The organism is Streptomyces sp. 2-1, assembly GCF_048564895.1.
GTDB lineage: Bacteria > Actinomycetota > Actinomycetes > Streptomycetales > Streptomycetaceae > Streptomyces > Streptomyces phaeochromogenes.
This window is the reverse complement of the sequence record NZ_CP183383.1, coordinates 9573693-9594731: the sequence shown is the minus strand read 5'-3', so window position 1 is coordinate 9594731 and position 21039 is coordinate 9573693. Positions and strand designations below refer to the sequence as shown.

24 protein-coding genes are annotated in these 21039 nt (G+C 71.0%); 21 read left to right on the top strand and 3 right to left on the bottom strand.

Annotated elements, in window-relative coordinates; genetic code table 11:
- Window positions 1-313: 313 nt before the first annotated feature.
- The 3 genes from ACN20J_RS42075 to ACN20J_RS42065 all read left to right on the top strand — a co-directional run bounded on the left by ACN20J_RS42075 (window position 314) and on the right by ACN20J_RS42065 (window position 2572).
- A complete protein-coding gene (locus tag ACN20J_RS42075; protein WP_189839778.1) occupies window positions 314-484 on the top strand; it encodes a hypothetical protein in 171 nt (56 codons plus the stop codon).
- 215 nt (window positions 485-699) lie between these two features.
- Window positions 700-1473, top strand: coding sequence for an SCO2400 family protein (locus tag ACN20J_RS42070; RefSeq protein WP_419668016.1), 774 nt, complete (start codon window positions 700-702; stop codon window positions 1471-1473).
- A 94-nt stretch (window positions 1474-1567) separates the two neighbouring features.
- The gene (locus ACN20J_RS42065) at window positions 1568-2572 is read left to right on the top strand and encodes a glycoside hydrolase family 43 protein (protein ID WP_419669050.1); all 1005 of its coding nucleotides are present in this window, start codon (window positions 1568-1570) and stop codon (window positions 2570-2572) included.
- Between the two features lie 67 nt (window positions 2573-2639).
- Here ACN20J_RS42065 and ACN20J_RS42060 read toward each other — a convergent pair whose 3' ends face one another.
- Window positions 2640-3332, bottom strand: coding sequence for a M24 family metallopeptidase (locus tag ACN20J_RS42060; protein ID WP_419668015.1), 693 nt, complete (start codon window positions 3330-3332; stop codon window positions 2640-2642).
- A 242-nt stretch (window positions 3333-3574) separates the two neighbouring features.
- Between ACN20J_RS42060 and ACN20J_RS42055 the strand changes: the two genes are divergently transcribed.
- The 14 genes from ACN20J_RS42055 (at window position 3575) to ACN20J_RS41990 (ending at window position 15859) form a co-directional block, all read left to right on the top strand.
- A complete protein-coding gene (locus tag ACN20J_RS42055) occupies window positions 3575-3712 on the top strand; it encodes a hypothetical protein (RefSeq protein WP_419668014.1) in 138 nt (45 codons plus the stop codon).
- Complete coding sequence (modA, locus tag ACN20J_RS42050) at window positions 3712-4542, top strand: molybdate ABC transporter substrate-binding protein (RefSeq protein ID WP_361917281.1); 831 nt, start codon at window positions 3712-3714, stop codon at window positions 4540-4542. Before ACN20J_RS42055 ends, modA begins: the two co-directional genes overlap by 1 nt.
- On the top strand, window positions 4539-5417 hold the full coding sequence (locus ACN20J_RS42045) for an ABC transporter permease (protein ID WP_361917174.1): 879 nt from the start codon (window positions 4539-4541) through the stop codon (window positions 5415-5417). The genes modA and ACN20J_RS42045 overlap by 4 nt, the downstream gene beginning before the upstream one ends.
- Window positions 5414-6535, top strand: coding sequence for an ABC transporter ATP-binding protein (locus ACN20J_RS42040; RefSeq protein ID WP_361917176.1), 1122 nt, complete (start codon window positions 5414-5416; stop codon window positions 6533-6535). Before ACN20J_RS42045 ends, ACN20J_RS42040 begins: the two co-directional genes overlap by 4 nt.
- 208 nt (window positions 6536-6743) lie before the next feature.
- Window positions 6744-7163, top strand: coding sequence for a TOBE domain-containing protein (locus ACN20J_RS42035; protein ID WP_419668013.1), 420 nt, complete (start codon window positions 6744-6746; stop codon window positions 7161-7163).
- 208 nt (window positions 7164-7371) lie between these two features.
- Window positions 7372-7677, top strand: coding sequence for an MSMEG_0570 family nitrogen starvation response protein (locus tag ACN20J_RS42030; RefSeq protein ID WP_190227475.1), 306 nt, complete (start codon window positions 7372-7374; stop codon window positions 7675-7677).
- The gene (locus tag ACN20J_RS42025; protein WP_419668012.1) at window positions 7674-8990 is read left to right on the top strand and encodes an MSMEG_0569 family flavin-dependent oxidoreductase; all 1317 of its coding nucleotides are present in this window, start codon (window positions 7674-7676) and stop codon (window positions 8988-8990) included. The genes ACN20J_RS42030 and ACN20J_RS42025 overlap by 4 nt, the downstream gene beginning before the upstream one ends.
- A gap of 18 nt (window positions 8991-9008) precedes the next feature.
- On the top strand, window positions 9009-9824 hold the full coding sequence (locus tag ACN20J_RS42020) for an amidohydrolase family protein (protein WP_419668011.1): 816 nt from the start codon (window positions 9009-9011) through the stop codon (window positions 9822-9824).
- 83 nt (window positions 9825-9907) lie between these two features.
- Complete coding sequence (locus ACN20J_RS42015) at window positions 9908-10438, top strand: MSMEG_0572/Sll0783 family nitrogen starvation response protein (protein WP_189839483.1); 531 nt, start codon at window positions 9908-9910, stop codon at window positions 10436-10438.
- Between the two features lie 10 nt (window positions 10439-10448).
- Window positions 10449-11570, top strand: a complete 1122-nt coding sequence (locus tag ACN20J_RS42010) for an MSMEG_0568 family radical SAM protein (RefSeq protein ID WP_419668010.1) — start codon at window positions 10449-10451, stop codon at window positions 11568-11570.
- A 5-nt stretch (window positions 11571-11575) separates the two neighbouring features.
- Window positions 11576-13078 (top strand): MSMEG_0567/sll0787 family protein, encoded by a 1503-nt coding sequence (locus tag ACN20J_RS42005; protein WP_419668009.1) that lies wholly within the window; start codon window positions 11576-11578, stop codon window positions 13076-13078.
- Window positions 13075-13929 (top strand): carbon-nitrogen hydrolase family protein, encoded by an 855-nt coding sequence (locus tag ACN20J_RS42000; protein ID WP_419668008.1) that lies wholly within the window; start codon window positions 13075-13077, stop codon window positions 13927-13929. Before ACN20J_RS42005 ends, ACN20J_RS42000 begins: the two co-directional genes overlap by 4 nt.
- Window positions 13926-14762, top strand: coding sequence for a carbon-nitrogen hydrolase family protein (locus ACN20J_RS41995; RefSeq protein WP_189839486.1), 837 nt, complete (start codon window positions 13926-13928; stop codon window positions 14760-14762). The genes ACN20J_RS42000 and ACN20J_RS41995 overlap by 4 nt, the downstream gene beginning before the upstream one ends.
- Entirely contained in the window at window positions 14759-15859 is a 1101-nt protein-coding gene (locus ACN20J_RS41990; protein ID WP_419668007.1) for an MSMEG_0565 family glycosyltransferase, read from the top strand. Before ACN20J_RS41995 ends, ACN20J_RS41990 begins: the two co-directional genes overlap by 4 nt.
- Window positions 15860-15904: 45 nt before the next feature.
- Here the strand turns inward: ACN20J_RS41990 and ACN20J_RS41985 are convergent, their stop codons facing one another.
- A complete protein-coding gene (locus tag ACN20J_RS41985; RefSeq protein WP_190227469.1) occupies window positions 15905-17083 on the bottom strand; it encodes a cytochrome P450 family protein in 1179 nt (392 codons plus the stop codon).
- Between the two features lie 156 nt (window positions 17084-17239).
- On the opposite strand from ACN20J_RS41985, the gene ACN20J_RS41980 reads away from it, so the two are divergent.
- Together ACN20J_RS41980 and ACN20J_RS41975 are read left to right on the top strand one after the other, a co-directional pair.
- Window positions 17240-17791 (top strand): SigE family RNA polymerase sigma factor, encoded by a 552-nt coding sequence (locus tag ACN20J_RS41980; protein ID WP_419668006.1) that lies wholly within the window; start codon window positions 17240-17242, stop codon window positions 17789-17791.
- A complete protein-coding gene (locus tag ACN20J_RS41975) occupies window positions 17788-19143 on the top strand; it encodes a PQQ-binding-like beta-propeller repeat protein (protein WP_419668005.1) in 1356 nt (451 codons plus the stop codon). Before ACN20J_RS41980 ends, ACN20J_RS41975 begins: the two co-directional genes overlap by 4 nt.
- Before the next feature lie 78 nt (window positions 19144-19221).
- Here the strand turns inward: ACN20J_RS41975 and ACN20J_RS41970 are convergent, their stop codons facing one another.
- Window positions 19222-19860 carry a TetR/AcrR family transcriptional regulator gene (locus ACN20J_RS41970; protein ID WP_362296109.1) on the bottom strand — a complete coding sequence of 213 codons (639 nt, stop codon included), beginning with the start codon at window positions 19858-19860 and terminating at the stop codon, window positions 19222-19224.
- 76 nt (window positions 19861-19936) lie between these two features.
- Here ACN20J_RS41970 and ACN20J_RS41965 point away from each other — a divergent pair, with 76 nt between their 5' ends.
- Together ACN20J_RS41965 and ACN20J_RS41960 are read left to right on the top strand one after the other, a co-directional pair.
- Window positions 19937-20629, top strand: coding sequence for an NAD(P)-dependent oxidoreductase (locus ACN20J_RS41965; RefSeq protein WP_419668004.1), 693 nt, complete (start codon window positions 19937-19939; stop codon window positions 20627-20629).
- Entirely contained in the window at window positions 20626-21030 is a 405-nt protein-coding gene (locus tag ACN20J_RS41960; protein WP_419668003.1) for a pyridoxamine 5'-phosphate oxidase family protein, read from the top strand. The genes ACN20J_RS41965 and ACN20J_RS41960 overlap by 4 nt, the downstream gene beginning before the upstream one ends.
- Window positions 21031-21039: the final 9 nt, after the last annotated feature.

The following is a 21039-nucleotide window of genomic DNA, read 5'->3' as shown; positions in this document are numbered from 1 at the left end:
CGCCGGTACTTCCCGGTGGCGCCTCCCTCACCGCCACCGGGGCGCGTCAGGTACACGCGGTAGAGGCGGCAGACACGTCAGAGGCGGCACACGCGGAATGGACCACCGCAGAATGTTTTCACCACGGGCACAGAATTGTTTCGCGTTCTCCTCAATTGCGTTCCGTCCGCCGCGATTTGCCCACCGGGCGGGGCCACGGGATTGCCTCGCCAATTGGCGGGCATAATTGCGTGCGAATCTCAGCCCGGCCGGTTGAATGGCTCGATCGACACCGCTCGTTCATCCGGGTACGACACGAAGAAGGACCAGCCCCGTGATACCCAGCTCAACCCGAAACGACCACCTGCCGGTCTACGAGAGCCTGGTGCGTGAGCGCGGTGACGTCGTGGAGGAAGCCCGTGCGGCGGCCGAGCAGACGCAGCGCCAGATGTCCGAAGCACTCAACGGACACGAAGCGGTTCAGCCGGAGCACGACCCCCGGTGAGCCCGCTCCGGCCGGGCGCGCTGCACCTCGCGGCCGGGCGCGGTACACCGCTGTAACCCACAGAGCCCCCGGAGAACCCGTGCAGGAGCCTCACACAGACTGCACACAGTCCCTCGAAAGCCTCGTTAGCGTTGCAGGCCGCTCGATCCCACGTACGAACGTGCCCGGGCCGCGGCCCGGAGGGTCGACGGTGCGTCAACCCAGGAAGACCCCAGATGGACTACTGCACCTCCTGCCGCCGGCATCTCAACGGCGCCCTGGTGTGTCCCGGGTGCGGTGCCTACGCCCCGGACATCGCCCCGATCAGCACCGCCGGTCACACCGTCCCGGCCCCGGCCGTCTCGGCGACGACGGGCATGCCGCCCGCCTGGGAGCCCCCGCTGACCGACCCGGGCGACGACGACCTCGTACCCGTGCCGTCCGCCCCGCAGGGACGGGCGGCACGGCGTCGCCAGCGGGCCCGCTGGAAGAAGAACCAGCGCCGGGCCGTCGTGGCGACCGCGGTCGCACTCGTCGGAGGCGGCCTGACGGTGTCCGCGATGGACCAGCGGTCCGGCGATCGGGCGCAGGCGGCCACGGCACCGGAGTCCACCGGCACGGACACGGACATCGCGGACGAACCGTCGACGCCCTACACACCGTCGACCGGGACACGGCCCGACACCGGCGCCTCCTCCCCCACATCGGCCGCGCCCGAGCGCCCCAGTCGGCAGCGCACCGCCGCCCCGCCCCGGAGCACGCCCTCGAACCTGCGAACCGACTCGGCCGCGCCGCCGCGTACGACGACGGAGTCGACCCCTCAGCCGCAGACGACGTCCCCGACCTCGCCCGCCCCCGAGGACACGGTCTCCGACCGCAACGAGGCGCAGCCGAGTCAGATGCCCACACCCTCTGCCACCGAGCCGAGTTCGCAGCCGCCGCAGACGAGCCCCGCGCCGACCGCGACCTCGCCGTCGCAGATATGCCTGTTGGTGGTGTGTCTCGGCTGACGGCGTCGCGTTCGTCGGCGTCGGGTTCGTCCGGCGGCCCGACCGCTCCCGGCTCCCGTCGACGTAGTCTTCGGCCGTGGCCGAGAGCGAACTGATGCGTCTTCCCGACATGCCGCTGCACGATCCGTTCGTCGTCGCCGACCCGAGGACGCGCGCCTACCACCTCTACACGTCCAACGACCCTTCCGTATCGGGCGTGGACGGCACCGGCACGATGGTCTACCGCAGCGAGGACCTGCGTGACTGGACGCGTCCCGTCGTGGTCTTCCTCGCCGCCGAGCAGCAGGAACTCTGGGCGACCGACGGCGGATGGGCGCCGGAGGTCCACGAATGGGGCGGCAGGTACTACCTGTTCACCACACTCCACAACCAGGACAGACCGATCCCGGTGCCCCCGCCCAACCAGTGGGGTGTGCCGTTCCAGATCCCGGCCTACATGCGCGGCACGATCACGGCCGTCTCCGACTCGCTGCTGGGCCCCTTCACCGTCGTCGACCCCGCACGCCCCACCCCGCCAGAGAACCTCATGACCCTCGACGGCACGCTCCACGTGGACCCGTCCGGACAGCCGTGGATGGTGTACGCGCACGAGTGGCTGCAGACCATCGACGGAACCATGGAGGCGATCCGGCTGGCCCCGGAGGACCTGACCCGGACGATCGGGGACCCGGTCCTCCTGTTCAAGGCCTCGGACGCGTCCTGGATCACCGAGCAGATCCCCGCCGGCCTGCCGAACCAGCTCCCGCCCTACATCACCGACGGCCCCCAGCTCCACCGCACCCCCGACGGTTCCCTGCTCATGCTGTGGTCGACATACGAGAAGAACGTGGTCGGCCAGGACGGGTCCGTCAGCGGCGGCTATGTGCAGACCTACGCCACCTCCAGGTCCGGCGGCATCACAGGGCCGTGGCAGCAGCACCGGCCGCTGGTCCGCGACGACAGCGGTCACGGCATGCTCTTCCACACCTTCGACGGCCGCCTGATGATGGTCCTCCACCGCCCCTTCGAGAACGCACGGGGCAAGCTGTACGAGATGGAACTCGGCGGCCACGAGCTACGAGTGCTCCGCCGACGCGCGGACCTCGACGGCGGCGGCTGACACCGCTCCGCGACAGGATTTGGCGGGCCGAGGCACAGGGACCCCGCGGCGTGGGTGGTGTGACGGATCAGCCCAGGTCCAGCAGTTCCTCGTAGAAACCGCCGAACTCGCGCTCCTGGTCGACGAGATGGATCTCCAGGATCCAGTGGCAGCGGCGCCCGGCCTTGTCGGTGCGCCGCATCGGGGTGTCGTTGCCCGGCGCGATGTACGACTCCACGTCCGCGCCGTCGATCCACTCGTGCGGGAACTCGCCGACCAGGTGTCCGGCGTGCCAGCCGCCCAGCTCCCACCCGGCGTCGGTGGCGAGCCGCTCGACCTCGGCGTACAGCCCCTTGCCGGTGATGTCGGGCTCGCTCCCGAAGAACCGCCGCCCGGCCGCGAAGAGCTTCGGCAGATCGTCCCTCAGCCGCCGCTTGACCGGATCGTCGCCCAGTACGAAGGTGCGCCCGAAGTCGGCCTCGTACTCCTCGAAGATCGGTCCGAAGTCGGCGAACACGATGTCGTCCGCGCCGATTTGACGGTCCGGCGGATTCTCCCGGTAGGGCTTCAGCGTGTTCGGGCCGGAGCGCACGATCCGCTTGTGCCAGTGGCGGGTCGTGCCGAACAGCTCGTTCGCCAGGTCCCGGACCCGGTCGCTGACCGCCCGCTCCCCCTGCCCCGGCGCGATGAGCCCGCGCTCCTCGATCTCCGCGAAGAGCCGCTCGGCCTTCGCCTGGGCGCCCAGCAGGCGCGCCGCGCGCGTGGGTTCGTCGTCCGCCATGCGATCGACCGTAGGCGGGTGAATCTTCGTCCGGCAACCAAATTCTTCACGCCCACCGCCTCCCGGACGACCGCACCGGGCCGCCGCCTCGTAGAAACGCACATTCCAGCCCTGTGAATCAATGATCCGGCTCATGCAATGAGACAGTAGGCTTTCACCTTGCATTTGCGGCAGTATCATCTGCACTGCACGTCTACCGGATCGGGGACGCCGCCGCCCTGCTCGGTATCAGCGCCGACACCGTGAGGCGCCTGGTCGACGGTGGGAAGCTCGCCGCCGAGCGCGACGGGACGGGCCGCCGGATCATCCCCGGGCCGGTCCTCGCCGCCCATGCCAGTAATAGGCCGCCCATGCCAGTAATAGAGGGAGTAGATCCGTGATGACTCGTTCCGCGCGCCGGACCCGCCGGACCCTGAAGGTGGCCGGTGCGGGAGCCGCCGCGTTGCTGGCTCTGAGCGCCTGCTCCTCCTCCGACGACTCGTCGACGGGGTCCGGCTCCTCCGCGTCGGAGTCCTCGACCTCCTCGGACAAGCTGTCCGGCACGGTCACCGTGTTCGCCGCGGCCTCCCTGAAGGAGAGCTTCACCGCGCTGGGCAAGGAGTTCGAGCAGGAGCACCCCGGCACGAAGGTCACCTTCAGCTTCGGCGGCAGCGACTCTCTCGCCGCGAGCATCACCGGCGGCGCCCCGGCCGACGTGTTCGCCTCCGCCAGCCCCAAGACGATGGCCATCGTCACGGACAAGGGCGACGCGTCGGGCACGCCCGCCACCTTCGTCCGCAACCAGCTGGAGATCGCCACCCTGCCCGGCAACCCGGACAAGATCGCCTCCCTCAAGGACCTCACCAAGTCGGGCCTGAAGGTCGTCCTCTGCGACAAGACCGTGCCGTGCGGCGCCGCCGCCCAGAAGGCGCTCGACGCCAGCAAGCTCAAGCTCACACCGGTCTCGTACGAGCAGGACGTCAAGGCCGCCCTGACCAAGGTCGAGCTCAAGGAGGCCGACGCGGCCGTCGTCTACAAGACCGATGTGAACGCCGCCGGTGACAAGGTGGAGGGCGTGGACTTCCCCGAATCGGCCGACGCCATCAACGACTACCCGATCGTCCAGCTCAAGGACGCCCCCAACGCCGAGGCGGCCAAGGCGTTCATCGCGCTCGTGCAGTCCGCCGACGGCCAGAAGGTCCTGACCGAGGCCGGGTTCCTCAAGCCGTGACCTCCCCGACCGACGCGCCCGACAGGTCCGCCGCCGCGGCCGACACCCTCCGGGGTGGGCCGCGGCGCGGGCGCGGGCGCGTCCGGAAGGGCTTCGGCCGGGGCGTACCGCTGCCGCTGCTGGTGCCCGCGCTGCTGGGCCTGGCGTTCCTGGTGCTGCCGCTGATCGCCCTGCTGGTCCGCACCCCCTGGCACAGCCTGCCGGACCAGCTGACCAGTCCCGAGGTCTGGCAGGCGCTGAAGCTGTCCCTGCTGTGCGCCACGGCGGCGACCGCGGTGAGTCTGGTGATCGGGGTGCCGTTGGCCTGGCTGCTGGCCCGGGTCGAGTTCCCCGGACGCGGGCTCGTACGGGCCCTGGTCACGCTGCCGCTCGTGCTGCCCCCGGTGGTGGGCGGCGTGGCACTGCTGATGGCACTCGGCCGCAACGGCATCGTCGGGCAGTGGCTGGACGCGTGGTTCGGGATCACGCTGCCGTTCACCACCACCGGTGTCGTCATCGCCGAGGCGTTCGTGGCGATGCCGTTCCTCGTCATCAGCGTCGAGGGCACCCTGCGCGCCGCCGACCCCCGCTACGAGGAGGCCGCCGCCACGCTCGGCGCCTCCCGCTTCACCGCCTTCCGCCGCGTCACGCTCCCGCTGATCGCGCCCGGCATCGCGGCGGGCGCGGTCCTGGCCTGGGCACGGGCGCTCGGCGAGTTCGGCGCGACGATCACCTTCGCCGGCAACTTCCCCGGCCGTACGCAGACCATGCCGCTGGCCGTCTACCTGGCCCTGCAGAGCGACCCCGAGGCGGCCATCGCCCTGAGCCTGGTGCTGCTGGCCGTGTCCGTCGCGGTCCTGGCCGGGCTGCGCGACCGCTGGATGACCGCCTCATGACCCACACCGAGAAGACCCGGAAGAGCGAAGGGGCCGAGAAGGCCGTGTACGAGGCCACGGGCGTCCCCGGCCCGGCTCCCGCGGGGCTGGACGCCCATCTCGTCGTCGACCGCGGGTCGTTCCGGCTCGACGTGGCGCTGACCGCCGCACCCGGCGACGTCGTCGCGCTGCTGGGCCCCAACGGCGCCGGAAAGACCACCGCGCTGCGCGCCCTGGCCGGCCTGACGCCGCTCACCGGCGGCCGACTGCGCCTGGACGGCGCGGTGTTGGACCGTACGGCGCCCGAGTCACGCCCGGTCGGTGTCGTCTTCCAGGACTACCTGCTCTTCCCGCACCTCACGGCCCTGGACAACGTGGCGTTCGGCCCGCGCTGCCACGGCGCGACCAAGGCGGAGGCCCGCGCCCAGGCCGCCGAGTGGCTGGAGCGGATGGGCCTCGCCGAGCATGCCGGTGCCAAGCCCCGCCGCCTCTCCGGCGGTCAGGCCCAGCGCATCGCGCTCGCCCGCGCCCTCGCCACCAACCCCCGCCTGCTCCTCCTCGACGAACCCCTCGCCGCACTCGACGCCCGCACCCGCCTGGAGGTACGGACCCAACTCCGCCGCCACCTGGCCGAGTTCGAGGCCGTCGCCGTGCTCGTCACCCACGATCCGCTCGACGCCATGGTCCTGGCCGACCGTCTCGTCGTCATCGAGGACGGCCGCATCGTCCAGGAGGGCACTCCCGCGGACATCGCACGCCACCCGCGCACGGATTACATCGCACACCTGGTCGGCCTGAACCTCTACAAGGGACGGGCCGAGGGCCACACGGTCCGTGTGGACGACGGCCCGGCGATCACCACCACGGAGGACCTGACCGGCCCGGTCTTCGTGGCCTTCCCGCCGAGCGCGGTCACCCTCTACCGCGACCGCCCCACCGGTTCCAGCGCCCGCAATCTCTGGCAGTGCGAGGTCGCCGGTCTGGAGACCCACGGCGACCAGATCCGGGCCGACCTCACCGGCGAACTCCCCCTCGCCGCCGACCTCACCACCGTCGCCGCCGCCGAACTCGACCTCCACCCCGGGGCCACCGTCTGGGCCACGGTCAAGGCGACCCAGACCCACGCCTACCCGGCCTGACGCTCCCCCGCCCACCCGGTCTGACGCTCCCCGCTCACCACGGCCTGCGAGGTCTACAGCTCGTCGTGCGACCTGCGAGGTCTTGGACGTCATTCGCCTGGCGGATGCGACCAGCCTCACCCCGGCTCACGCCCCACCCGGCTACGGTGAAACCACAGCCACCCCAAAGTGGGACATATCAATCACGCAGTCTGTGAGGCATCCCGTCATGAGTCTGAGCATCCGCAACCAGCTCCCCGGCACCGTCACCGCCGTCACCCCGGGCGAGGCCATGGCGACCGTCAAAGTACGTCTCGACGGCGGGCAGGAGCTCACCACGGCGATCACCTTGGAGGCCGTGAAGGAACTCGGTCTCGCCGAGGGTTCCACCGTCCGCGCGCTGGTGAAGTCCACCGAGATCTCGCTGGCCACAGGCTCGGTGGACGGCCTGTCCATCCGAAACCGAATCCCGGGCACGGTCACCGACATCGCCACGGGCGGCGCCATGGCCTCCGTGAAGGTGAGCGTCGACGGCGGCCACCTGACCTCGGCGATCACCAAGGACGCAGTCACCGACCTCGACCTGAGGACCGGTACCGCCGTCATCGCCCTGATCAAGTCGACCGAGGTCTCCCTCGCGACCGTGTGAGCCGCCGCCCGGTACGGGAAACCCGGACAGCGCTGCTCCCATCAGGAAGCGCGACAGAACGGATTCGTAATCCGCATGACGGCGCGTGAGGTTCTGGCAACTCCCCTTTATTCCGGATGACTTCGTTCGGAAATCTCCGAGGGCTGGAGTTGTTCTCCACGGACAGCGGCGAGGTGTCAAGACCTCGGCGCCCGGCATGGAGGATGTCATGCCCGAGATGTATTTCCATGTGCGCTGGCCCGACGGCGTGACGCAGCGCTGTTATTCCCCCTCCACGGTAGTCGAAGACTATTTCACCCCTGGCGATGAATACGATCTCGCGGAATTCGTCGAGCGCAGCCGCACGGCGCTCGGTATCGCCGGGGAGCGCGTGAAGGAGAAGTTCGGCTTCTTCTGCACCGGCGCTTCCGACCAGCTCGCGCAGATCGAGCGGACCGCCGCCTCCTACAGCGCCGTCGGCGGGGCCAAGGTCGCGGTCGAGTCCCTGACCGGCGCCGACGGGAGGGCCCGGTGAGCCCGGCGATACGGCCGGCCGGCGCCCACTTTCCGGTGGCCGTGGTCGGCGGCGGGCAGGCGGGCCTCTCGATCAGCTACTGCCTGCGGCAGCGCGGTGTCGAGCACGTCGTCGTCGAGGCGAACCGGGTCGGGCACGAGTGGCGGGAGCGCCGCTGGGACTCCTTCTGTCTGGTGACCCCCAACTGGCAGTGCAGGCTGCCCGGTTACCCGTACCGGGGCGACGATCCGGACGGCTTCATGGTCCGCGACGAGATCGTCCGGTACCTGGAGGACTACGTGGCCTTCTTCCGGCCGCCGCTGGTCGAGGGGGTGTCGGTCACCCGACTGCGGCGCACACCGGCCGGCGTCTTCGAACTCTCCACCACCGCAGGGGACTTCACCGCCGATCAGGTGGTGGTCGCCACCGGCCCGTACCACACGCCGTCCGTCCCGCCGATGGCCCAGCGCCTGCCCGACGACGTCGTCCAGGTCCACTCCTCCCGCTACCGCGGCCCGTCCCAACTCCCCGGCGGGGCGGTCCTGGTGGTCGGCACCGGCCAGTCCGGGTGCCAGATAGCCGAGGACCTGCATCTGGCGGGGCGGCCCGTGCACCTGGCCGTGGGGAGCGCCCCGCGCGTGGCCCGCTGCTACCGCGGCCGCGACTGCGTGGCCTGGCTCGACGAGATGGGCCACTACGACCGGAGCATCGACGAGTTCGACGACGCCGGTGCCGTACGGATGCGGGTCAACCACTACGTGACCGGACGGGACGGTGGCCGCGACATCGACCTGCGCGCCTTCGCTCGCGACGGCATGCGACTGTACGGGCGGCTGACCGGTGTCAGCGGTACGGGACTGGAGTTCGCTGACGACCTGAAGGTGAACCTGGACCACGCTGACGCGGTCGCCGAGGGCATCAAGGACGCCATCGACGCGTACATCGGCGCACACGACATCACCGCCCCCGACGAGCCCCGGTACGTACCCGTGTGGGAGCCCGCCGAGCAGCCCGGCTCGCTCGACCTGGCGTCCGCCGGGATCACCTCCGTCGTCTGGTCGACCGGTTTCCGTCGCGACCACCGGTGGATCGAGGCACCCGTCTTCGACGGCCGCGGCTACCCGATGCACTGGCGCGGTGCGACGAGCACGCCCGGTCTGCACTTCCTCGGCCTGCCCTGGCAGCACTCGTGGGGTTCGGGCCGCTTCGAGGCGGTGGGCCGCGACGCCGAGTTCCTCGCCGACCACATCGACGCCTCGCGCCGCCTGGCCGACGTGTGCGGCACGCTCACCGGCGCACCCAGCGAACTCGCCTCCGCCCTCCCGATCGGCTGAGGAGGAGGAAGAGAAGACATGGTCCACGACGCACACCGCCACATCGGCGTCCTGCCCGCGTACCCCTTCTACGGCGGCCCGCCCGTCAACCCCGACACCACCGCCCGCGCCACCGTCAAGCAGCTCATCGCCGACCTCGACGCGGAGGGCACCGAACGCGCCCTGGTCATCCCCAACTACGGCGTACCCGACCCCGCCATCGCGTTCTCCTTCAACGAGTTGGCGATCGAGGCCGCGCAGACCGACGACCGGATCCGCGCCGGGCTGTGGGTCTCACCGCGCCCCGAGGACGAACAACGCACCGCACAGGCCCTGGAGTTGGCCGGGGAAGCGGGTGTGAAGGCGCTCAAGCTCAGCTTCCTGCTGGGCGGCGCCCCCACGGACGCCGCCTGCCGCCCGATGCTCGACCGTGTCTTCGCCGAGGCCGCCCGGCACGGCCTCGTCGTCCATGTCCACACCTCCCCCGGTGCCGCGTCCGACATCGACGAGGTCGGCCACCTCGTCGACCGGTACGCCGACCGGGTCCCCGTCCATCTCGTGCACTTCGGCGGCGGGATGAGCGGCCACATCAAGCTCGCCGGCTCCCGGTTCTTCGACTGGATCGACGCCGGCAAGCGCGTCTACACCGACCTCTCCTGGGCCATCGGCTTCACTCCCCGCTGGCTGGCCCAGGAGATCGAGCGCCGCGGCATCGGCCATGACCGGGTGCTCTTCGCCAGCGACCAGCCGTGGGGCGACTTCACCGGCGAGTACGCCCGCCTCGCCGAAGCCACCGGCGACGGCGAACTCGGCGACCTGGCCTTCCGGGACACCTTCGCCGCGCTCTACGACTGACCACCGATCCCGACCACGCCACGTACGACCACACCGCATACCGCCACACCACGTACGACCACACCACGTACAGGGAGACAGCCATGTCCGAATCCGTCGTCGCCGCCGAACTCTCCGACGTCGAGCAGAAGTCCCTCGACGAGATCCCGCACCCCTCGCTTCCCGAGGGCACCAGCATCTACGGCTCCACCAAGGTCTTCCCCGACTACCGGGCCGAGGACGGGGAGACCTACTTCACCCTCGTGCACGGCATAGCCCACGAGTCGTCGGTGTCCTTCGTCGCCGTCCTCCAGGCCACCCGCGCCCTGCGCAAGGGCTTCGAGACCGCCATCTACTTCTACGGCCCGGGCTCGCTCAACTGCCTTGCCACCCGCGGCTTTCCGACCGTCGGCAACTCCGCGTTCCCCGGCGAGCACAACATCAACAACCAGCTCAAGACGTTCATCGCGGAGGGCGGCAAGGTCTTCTGCTGCCGCTTCGGTCTGTCCCTGCACGGCGCCCGCGAAGAGGACCTCATCGAGGGCGTCATCCCCACCCATCCGCTCGACGTCCAGGACGCGCTGATCCACTACGCGCGCAAGGGCGCCATCATCAACTCCACCTACCAGCTGTAGGGAGCACGCCGTGAGCGTTGGCACCGGTACCAGCAGTACGGCGGTGGATGTGCGGATCATGACCCGCGCCGAACTCGCCCTGCACGGCGTCGCGTCGGACGCGCCCGTGCGGCGGCCGGACGGCGCGGGGCCCAGCGACGACGGACACTTCCTGATCGGGCACGGTCACGCCGACGGTGTCAACGCCGCACTCCCCCGCAACCCCGACAGCCCCTTCTCCGTACGCGACGGCAAGGTGTGGCTGGGGGACGAGGACGGCCGTCTCCAGGACACCGGCATCTCCCTCACCCCCGTCCAGCGACCGAAGTTCTACGACCTGACCACTTCCGACGGCATCCGCTACGAACAGATCGCCCGCCTGCACGGGGCGGACGTCCTCGCCACCACCGTCGTCCAGACCTGTATCCGTTACGCCGAGTCCGACCGCTGTCGCTTCTGCACCATCGAGGAGTCCCTGCGCTCCGACGCCACCGTGGCCGCGAAGACCCCGGCACAGCTCGCCGAGGTCGCCGAGGCCGCCGTACGGCTGGACGGCGTCAGGCAGATGGTCATGACCACCGGCACCACCACGGGACCCGACCGCGGCGCCCGCAACCTCGTACGGTCGGTCCGCGCGGTCCTGAAGGCCGTACCCGGTCTGCCGATCCAGGTGCAGTGCGAACCACCCGGCGACCTGGCCTGGATCCGCGCACTGCACGACGCCGGGGCCACCGCCGTCGGCATCCACGTCGAGTCCCTCGACGACGAGGTGCGCCGGCGCTGGATGCCCGGCAAGTCCACGGTTCCGATGGCCGAGTACGAGGCGGCGTGGGACGAGGCGGTGCGGGTCTTCGGACCGAACCGCGTCTCCACGTACCTGCTCGTCGGTCTCGGCGAGGATCCCGGCGAACTCGTCGCGGGAGCAGGCAGGTTGATCGACCGAGGGGTGTACCCGTTCGTCGTCCCCTTCCGCCCGATGAGCGGCACGCTCGCCGCCCGCGACGGCGTCACGGCGCCCGGCGCGGAACTCCTGAAGTACGTCACCGAGGGCGTCGCCGCGAAGCTGCGCGCCGCCGGAATGAGCGGCGCCGACCAGCAGGCCGGCTGCGCGGCCTGCGGGGCGTGCAGTGTGCTCCGGGCCGCGGGCGGGTGAGCGGCGTGTACCTCGACGGTTCCGTCGTCGGGCCTGCCATGGACGGGCCGCAGGACATCCTGGCCCTGCTGGGCGACCGCAGCACGCTCGCCCGGCTGCCCGCCTTCCGCATCGAGGAGGCGGACGGCACGACGGACCTGGCCGCCTACCGGCAGCTGCGCCGTGACGCCTTCGTCCACGAGCAGGGGCTCTTCGCCCGCCATGACCTGGACGACCGCGACAGTGACCCCCGGACCGTCGTCCTGGTCGCGAAGGATCCGGAGGGAGTCGTGGTCGGCGGGGTGCGCCTCGGCCCGGTCGACGACGGCCCCGACATCGGCTGGTGGCAGGGTGGCCGCCTGGTCGTCGCCCGCCGGGCGCGCGGCCCGCACGGCATCGGCGCGGCGCTCGTCCGGGCCGCCTGCGCCCGGGCGGAGGCGGAGGGCGTGCTGCGGTTCGACGCGACCGTCCAGGCCCCGAGCGAGGTGCTGTTCAGGCGCCTCGGCTGGCAGCGGGTCCGGGACGTCGAGGTCGCGAACACCCCGCATGTACTGATGCGTTGGCCGATCGGCCGCATCGCCGCCCTCGCGGCAGCCACCAAGTCCGCCCTGGGGCCGCTCCTGACGGTCCTCCGTGAACCGGCGGTTCGCGCCGCCGCCCGGGACCCTGTCGGCGGGGCCCCGCGCACCGCGGCGCGAGCCGTCCTCGGAGGTACCGGCTTCGTCGGTGACGACGGTGCCCCCGTCCCCGGCACCGACATGATCGCCGCGTGCGACGCGATCGTGCCGTCGATGGTCGAGCGGGACCCCGAGTGGGCGGGCTGGTGCGCGGTCCTCGTCAACGTCAACGACCTCGCGGCGATGGGTGCTTCACCACTTGGGCTGCTGGACGCGGTGGGCGCTCGCGACGCGGCGCACGCCTCTCGGGTCCTCACCGGACTGGCCGGGGCGGCACGGTCGTACGACGTGCCGGTGCTCGGCGGACACACCCAACTCGGTGTCCCGGCCGCCCTGTCGGTGACCGCTCTCGGTCGCACCGACCGGCCGGTTCCGGGTGGCGGCGGACGCCCGGGACACTCCGTACGGCTCACCGTCGATCTCGGTGGCGGCTGGCGTCCCGGATACCGGGGCCGCCAGTGGGACTCGTCCACCCACCGCCGTACGGACGAACTGCGAGCGATGACCGGTTCGGTGGCCGCCGCCCGGCCCGCCGCGGCCAAGGACGTGTCGATGGCCGGGATCGCCGGCACGCTCGGCATGCTCGCGGAGGCGAGCGGCTGTCGCGCGGTGCTCGACGTGGCGGCCGTACCGCGACCGCGGACCGCGACCGTGGGCGACTGGTTCACCTGTTTCCCGGGCTTCGCGATGCTCACGGCCGACGAGCCGGGCGCACCGCCGCTGCCCGCCGGACCTGCCACGGGCGGTGTCTGCGGGGAACTCACCGAAGGACAAGGGGTCGGGCTGCGCTGGCCCGACGGAGAGATCACCGAAGTGGTCGCGTCCAGCGTGACCGGGATGGGGACCGCATGACCGCCCTGCGCATGGCGGCCGTCGCCGCCGAGTTCGGCCGCGACCTGGAGGAGGACTTCCAGATCGCCGAACGGCTGGTCAAGGAGGCCCGGGAGGAGGGCGTACGGCTGCTCGCGCTCCCGGAGGCGTGCCTGGGCGGGTATCTGCTGAGCCTCGACGACGACACGGAACTGGACGGGGGCCCGCCGGCTCTCGCCCTCGACGGCCCCGAGATCCGCCGACTGGCCGCCCTCGCCGGGGAGATGACGGTCGTCGCGGGCTACTGCGAGGCGGGGGCGGACGGGCGGCGCTACAACAGCGTCGTCTGCGTCACCGGCGACGGCGTCCTCGGCAACCACCGCAAGGTGCACCAGCCTTTGAGCGAGGACGCCAGCTACGCCTCCGGCGACCGCTTCCACGCCTTCGACACACCGGCCGGCCGGATCGGCATGATGATCTGCTACGACAAGGCGTTCCCGGAGTCCGCCCGCGCACTGGCCCTGGACGGGGCGCAGATCGGGGTCTGTGTCTCCGCGTGGCCCGGATCCCGTACGAACGTGGCCGCCAGCCTCGAAGAGGACCGGTGGAAGCGTCGCTTCGACCTGTTCGACCGGGCCCGCGCCCTGGAGAACCAGATCGTGTGGCTCTCCGCCAACCAGTCGGGAACCTTCGGGTCGCTACGCTTCGTCGGCAGCGCCAAGGTCGTCGACCCCGGCGGCGAGATCCTCGCCGACACCGGCGTCACGGCCGGCATCGCCGTCGCCGAACTCGACGTCGTACAGGCCCTGGACACCGCACGCCGGTCGATGGGGCATCTGCGCGACCGGCGGCCCGAGACCTACGACCTTTCCCCTGGAGCAGTCAGCGCATGAGCACCATCCGGATCGCGGCCGCGGCCGCCCACTTCGGCCGCGACCTGGAGTTCGACCTGGCCCGTATCGCGAAACTCGTCGACGACGCCCGGGCGTCCGGCGCCGGTCTGCTGGTCCTGCCCGACGCCGCCCTCGGCGGTTACCTCGCCGATCTGCGTCATCCCGACCCGGAGGCCCTGCCCCCGGCCCTGAAGCCCGACGACCCGCTGATCCTCCAAGTCGCGCGCCTGGCGGCCGAGATGGTGGTCTGCGTCGGCTACTGCGAGGACGGCGGCACCGAGCGCTACAACGCCGCCGTCTGTGTCAGCGGCGACGGGATCCTCGGCCGCCACCGCAAGGTCCACCTGCCCGCCGGAGAGGTCGCGGCCTACTCCCCCGGCGACCGCTTCGACGCCTTCGACACCCCGGTCGGCCGGATCGGCATGCTCATCGACTACGACAAGACGTTCCCCGAGTCCGCCCGCTCCCTCGCCCTGGACGGCGCCGAGATCCTCGCCTGTCTGTCCGCCTGGCCCACCAGCATCACCAACCGCGCCCCACGCATGGCGCAGGACCGCCAGGCCAAGCTCTTCGACCTGTACGACCAGGCCCGCGCCGCCGAGAACCAGGTCGTCCTGGCCTCCTCCAACCAGACCGGCGCGATGGGCGGCATGCGCTTCCTCGGCCAGTCCAAGGTGGTCGGCCCCGGCGGCGACATCCTCGCCCGCACCTGGGCCAAGGCCGGTCTCGCCGTCGCCGAGGTCGACGTCGCGGAGGAGATCGACCGCGCCCGCCGCATCCTGCGCCACCTCGACGAACGGCGACCTGACGCCTACCGGGAGACCTCCTCGTGACGCGCCTCGGGATCGCCCTGCTCAGCTACTCCACCAGGCCTCGCGGGGGTGTCGTCCACACCCTCGCCCTCGCCGAGGCGCTCGCCGCGACCGGGCAGGACGTCACGGTGTGGACGCTGGGCCGCGGCGGCGACTCCGGCTTCTTCCGGCCCGTGGATCCTGCCGTACGGCTGCGGATCGTCCCCTTCCCGGACGGCCCACCGCAGGAGTCCGTCGGCGAACGGATCCTGCGCTCCATCTCCGTGCTCGGCGAGGCCTTCGAGCCCTTCGCGGCCACGTACGACATCGTCCATGCCCAGGACTGCATCAGCGCCAACGCGGTGGACGGGCGCTGCATCCGCACGGTCCATCACATCGACCACTTCACCACGCCCGAACTGGCCGCCTGCCACGAGCGCGCCATCGTCGAGCCGTACGCGCACATCTGCGTGTCGGCGTCCGTCGCCACCGAACTCGCCGACGACTGGGGCATCAAGGCGGAGGTCGTCCCCAACGGAGTGGCGTACGAGCGTTTCGCCACGACAGATCCGGCCGCCCGCGCGAACTGGCGCTCCCGCCTGGGCAGTTACGTACTCACCGTCGGCGGCATCGAGCCCCGCAAGGGCTCCCTGGACCTGCTGGAGGCGTACGCTCTCCTGCGCGCCGAGCACCCGAACGTACGGCTCGTGATCGCGGGCGGCGAGACCCTCTTCGACTACCGCGACTACCGGACCCGCTGGGAGAACCGGGCGGCCGAACTCGGCGTCGAACCGCTCGTGCTGGGCCAGGTCGCCGAGGACGAACTGCCGTCGCTGGTGGCCGCCGCGGATGCCTTCGCCTTCCCCTCGGTCAAGGAGGGCTTCGGCCTGGCGGCGATGGAGGCACTGGCCGCGGGCGTCCCGCTCGTCGTACGCGACCTGCCGGTCCTGCGCGAGGTCTTCGGCCTCACCGCCCGCTTCGCGGCCACGCCCCACGACCTGGCCACCGAACTCGGCCACGCCCTCACGACGGACGCCCCCGTGCGACGTACCGCCGGCCGCGCCCTGGCCGCCCGCCACACCTGGGCCTCCGCGGCCCACAGCCACCTCGACTTCTATCGCTCGCTCGACAGGACGTGAACCCGCGCCCCTCGTCGTCACCGGATGACCGTCACAGGATGGTCCTCACAGGATGAGAGGCAGGGACGCGAGGCCGCGCATCAACCGCGTGTGCCGCCACTCCAGTTCCTCTGCGGGAACGGCCAGTCGAATGTCGGCGAAGCGGGAAATCACCGCCCGAAGCGCGAGTTCGGCCTCGGCCCGCGCGAGGGGTGCTCCCAGGCATCTGTGGATTCCGTGGCCAAAGGCGAGGTGTCCGGTGGCACCGCGGTCGAGATCGAGTCGGTCCGGACCGGGGAATCGGTTCGGGTCGCGGTTGGCGGCGCCGGGAGCGATGAGTACCGGAACGCCTTCGGGGATCACGGTCCCGCCGAGCGTGAACTCCTCGGTGCTGTAGCGGAACGTGGCGATCCCGACAGGCGAGTCGAAGCGCAGCAACTCGTCCAGCGCACTCCCGAGCAACTGCGGCTCCGCCCTCAACCGCGCGAGGGACTCCGGGTGTTGGAGAAGCGCCAGGGCCGCGTTGCCGATGAAGTTGGTGGTGGTTTCGTGGCCGGCGACGAGCAGGAGCACGGCGAGCGACACGAGTTCGTCCTCGGTCAACCGGTCCTGGCCGTCGCGTACGGCGATGAGGTCGTCGAGCAGGCTCTCGCCGGGCGAACTGCGTCTGGCGGCGACGAGGTCGGTCATGTAGCCGCCGATGGCATGTGAGGCGGCGTCGATCCGTCGGGGATCTCCTGCGGCGAACAGCTCGCTCGACCAGGTGCGCACGAGCGGACGGTCGGACTCGGGCACCCCCAGCATCTCGCAGATGACGGTGACCGGCAGCGGGACGGCGAGGCTCGCGACGAGGTCCACCGGTCCGCGCTCCGGCCAGGCATCGAGCAACTCGTCGACCAGGCCGGCGATATAGGGACGCAACCGTGCGACGGCCCCGGTGGTGAACGCCTTCGTCACCAGCGCCCGCAACCGTGCGTGCTGCGGAGGGTCGGTGGCGAGCATGTTCCGGGAGACGGCCGGATGGAGGTCGCGCTCCGAGGTCCGACCGGCGAAGAACCGTACGGTGTCCTTCGAAAGCCGAGGATCGGCGAACGCCTCCCGGGCCTCCGCATAGCCCGTGACCAGGTAGCTGTGGCGCCCTCCCGAACCGGTGGGCACCTTCCGCACCGGCGCCATGTCCCGCAGCCGGGCGTAGGTCGGATAGGGATCGGCGAAGAACCGCGGGTCCTGCAACGGGTCGGTCACGCCTGCGGCTCCATTCCCGGAGGGGGCTTCGGTTCGTCAGTGACGGTATGTGCGATCTTGCCCTCACCGACTTGGTGTGAATACACAATTTCATCGGCTGAGGGATAGCCGCGGGCGGCTCATCACGTCGTGGTGGTTGCGAGAAGGGGAGGGTCGATGGAGGCCACAAGTCACGACGAGTTCCGGGAGTTCGTAGCGATGCGCTCCACCGCGCTGCTGCAGCTCGCGGTGCTGCTCACCGGCGGGGACCGGCACGCGGCGGAGGATCTGCTGCAGATCGCGCTGATGAAGGCCTACGGGCGCTGGGCTCAAATCGAGCAGCCCGAGGCGTACGTCCGCCAGATCATGTACCGCCAGCAGGTCAACCGCTGGCGGCTGCGCAGGCACCGCGCCGAGACGACGGTGCCGGTGCTGCCCGAGTCCGGCGGCGAGCCCGGCACCGCGTCGGACTCCGAGCTGCGGATCGCTCTGTGGGCGGCGCTCGGAAAACTGACGAAACGGCAGCGGGCCGTGGTCGTACTGCGCTACTTCGAGGACCTGCCGGAGGCCGAGGTCGCGGCGCTGCTGAGATGCCCGGTCGGCACGGTGCGCAGTACGGCGTACCGGTCGCTCGCCAAGCTCCGGCTGCTCGTACCGGAGCTCGGGCCCGAAAGTCCCGCGGAACAGGTGCAGTCGCTCAGTTACACGCCGAAGGAGGTCCAGGGATGACGACGGAGCAGGTGGAGGAGAAGGTCCGGGAGACACTGCGCGCGGTCGCCCTGGACCGGGTGCGGGCGCCCGGGGACCTGGCCGAAACGGTGGTACGGCGGCGCAGTCGGCGCCGTTACTCGCAGGCCGCGGGGACGGCGGTGGCCGTTGCCGCGATCACCGTCGGGGCGGTGTTCGGCTTCGGCGGCGGCGGTACGGCAGACCAGGACCGGCCCGTACGGCCGGCGGTGTCTCCTGAGGGCTGGAAGCCGTGGCAGAGCAGCGCCACGGGCGCCGCCGAGCGGGGCTGCCTGGTGGAGGGTTCCGCGCTGTACTGCAGCGGGTTCAAGTACGACGTCGCGAAGTTCGACGCCAACACCGGCAAGCGGCTGTGGACCGTCAAGGTCAATCGCGAGGGCGACGGGCCCGACCACGCGTTCGCCGTGCGGGACGGCATTGTCTACGCCTACCGCAATCACACCGCGGACAAGGAGCCGAACGGCGACTACATGGGCGGTACGGATCTGATGGCGGTGCACGCCGACACCGGCAAGGTGGTGTGGACGGCCGAGATGCCGCAGGACGACCGCACCGACCAGGCCGCCATGCTCATCGACGGGGCGGTACTGGCCAACACCCCGACACTCCGCACGATGTCTGCCCTCGACCCGCTGACGGGAGAGGAGAAGTGGCGCCACACCTGGGACAAGGGAATCGTCTGCGAGCGGGCGGTGCTGAGCGGGGTGCCCTATCTGCTGTGCAACCAGGACACCAAGGAGCCGCACGACACCGACATCTTCCGTCTCGATCCCGCCACCGGAAGTGCCGAGAAGGTCGTGACCATGCCCGGCAGGCAGCAGCTCGTCGGGACCTCGGGCGACCGGATGGTCCTGGTCGCGGCGAAGAGCGTGGGCGGCAAGGACCTGCGGCTGACCACCCTCAGCGGTTCCGGGGAGCAGGCCTCGCACTCCTATCGGATCCAGGGAGAGCCGGCCAACTCGGACATCGTCGGTGATCTTCTGATCTCCGTGTCCTGGCAGGGCAAGGCCTCGGCCTACTCCCTGACCACGGGAAAGACCCTGTGGACCGTCCCGGTGGGCGTCAAGATGCCCGACAAGGACACGATGACGGGCCTCGTGGCTCCCGTCCTGTCGGCGAGCCAGGGGGTCCTGTACTTCGCAGGCCCGACCGGAGCAATGTCCGGCCTCGACGTGCGCACGGGTGAGCAGGTCTGGCGCGGCCACGCCGACCCCGGCAACCAGAAGCCGGGGCCCTACTTCGGAAATCCGCCCCAACTCCTGCTCTACGAGGACGTCCTGGTCGCCCGGAACAACAGCAGGATCGTCTCGCTTCTGCCGCAGATCCGGGACTGACCCGAAGGGCTGTCGGCCGGGGCGGCAACCTGCCCCGGCCGACGGCACCTGCCGCAGCCACACTGCGACCAGCCGCCCTCAACCGGAGGTCGGCGAGCCCCGACGGCCCGCTCCGGTGGTTGCCCCAGTGCGCGGCCTCGGGGTCAGTGCCGCGCGCAGCGCCGGGGTGAGGATGCGGCGGGTCTCGGAGGGGGTGAGGGCGGCGGGGGTCGGGAGGGGGTTGAGGTAGCGGGTGTAGATGAGGCCGCCGAGGATCGTCACCACGGCCGTGGCGCGGGCGGTCGCGTCCCGGCCGCCGAGAAATTCAACAAGCCTGGCCAGCAGCTCGCGTTCCAGGTATTCACGAATCACCTCGGCGGCCTCCTCGCCCTGGGTGGTGAGCTGTACGAAGTCAGCGTCCTCCCACAGGTTCGTCACCGCGTCGATCAGACGGTCGGGGAGAGTGGCCGGGTCTCCGCCGAGGACATCGTCCACCGCCAGCGCATTGGCGCACTGGAACTGCATCACGTCCGCGAACAGGCTTTTCTTCGAGCCGAAGTGGTACGCGATCAGCGCCGGGTCGACGCCGGCAGCCCCGGCCACCGCGCGCAGAGTGGTGCCCCGGTAGCCGCGCTCCAGGAAGAGCGCGCGGGCCGCCGAGACGATCGACTCGCGGGTCGGCGGGTTGCCGCGGGGGCGGCCTCGGGTGCGGGCGGCGACAGGGGCGGAGTTATTCATCAGCGTTGAGCCTGCTTTTCGTGGTCGGCACAGTCAAGGGCGTTCCGGCAACCACACGAAGGGATGACCCGACGCCATGCGTATCGCAGTCTTCGGCGCCAATGGACCGACCGGCCGCCACCTCACCGACCAGGCCCTCGCCGCCGGCCACGAGGTCGTCGCCGTGACTCGCCGCCCCGGCTCCCTCGCCACGCGGCCCGGTCTCGCCGTGGCCGTCGCCGACGCCACCGACCCGGTGGCTGTCGACGCCGCGATCAGGGGGACGGACGCCGTCCTCTCCGTATTGGGCGCGCGCTTCAGCAAGGAGACCATCAGCACGTACTCGGCGAGCGCCACGGCCATCACCGGGGCCATGGACCGCCACGGCATCAAGCGGTTGCTCGCCGTGAGCTCCAGCATCGCCGACCCGCACTGGCGTCCCACGGGCGCGCACTTCTTCAATCATGTGCTCGACCCGCTGGTGAACCGACGCCTCGGCCGTACCCTCCACGAGGACATGCGCCGCATGGAGGCCGTGATCCGTCGGACGGACCTCGACTGGACCTTCGTCCGGCCCTCAGGCCTCTTCGAGCACCCCGTCGTCACGGACTACCACACCGCCGAGGCCAGTGCCGACGGCGTCTTCACCGCCCGTACCGACCTCGCCTCGAGCATGCTGCGCGAGTTGGAGGAGCGGCGGTACGTCCGTACGGCCATGGGTGTCATCACCACGGCCGTGAAGCCGAACATCGCCAAGCTGATCTGGAACGAGGGCGTGAAGAAGAAGTGAGCCGGGCGACCGTCGAACTCCCGCCCTCCACAAGGGTGTTCCTCACTCGCCCCCACACCGCCACCCTCACCACCCTCCGCCCCGACGGCACCCCGCATGTCACCCCTGTCCGCTTCACCTTCGACCCGGTCACCGGACTGGCCCGGGTGACCACCCGGGCGGGAGCGCGCAAGGCCCGGAACGTGGCGGCGGGCGGCCCGACGGCCCGTGTCGCGCTCTGCCAGGCGGACGGCTTCCGCTGGGTCACCCTCGAAGGCCGCGCCACCGTCACCGACGACCCGGCGCGCCTGGCCGAGGCGGTCCGCCGCTACACCGTCCGCCACCGCGCGGCCCCGCCCACCCCGCCGGACCTGGTCGTCGTCGAGATCGCCGTCGACCGGGTCCTGAGCCTCAACCTCTGAAGCCCCCTC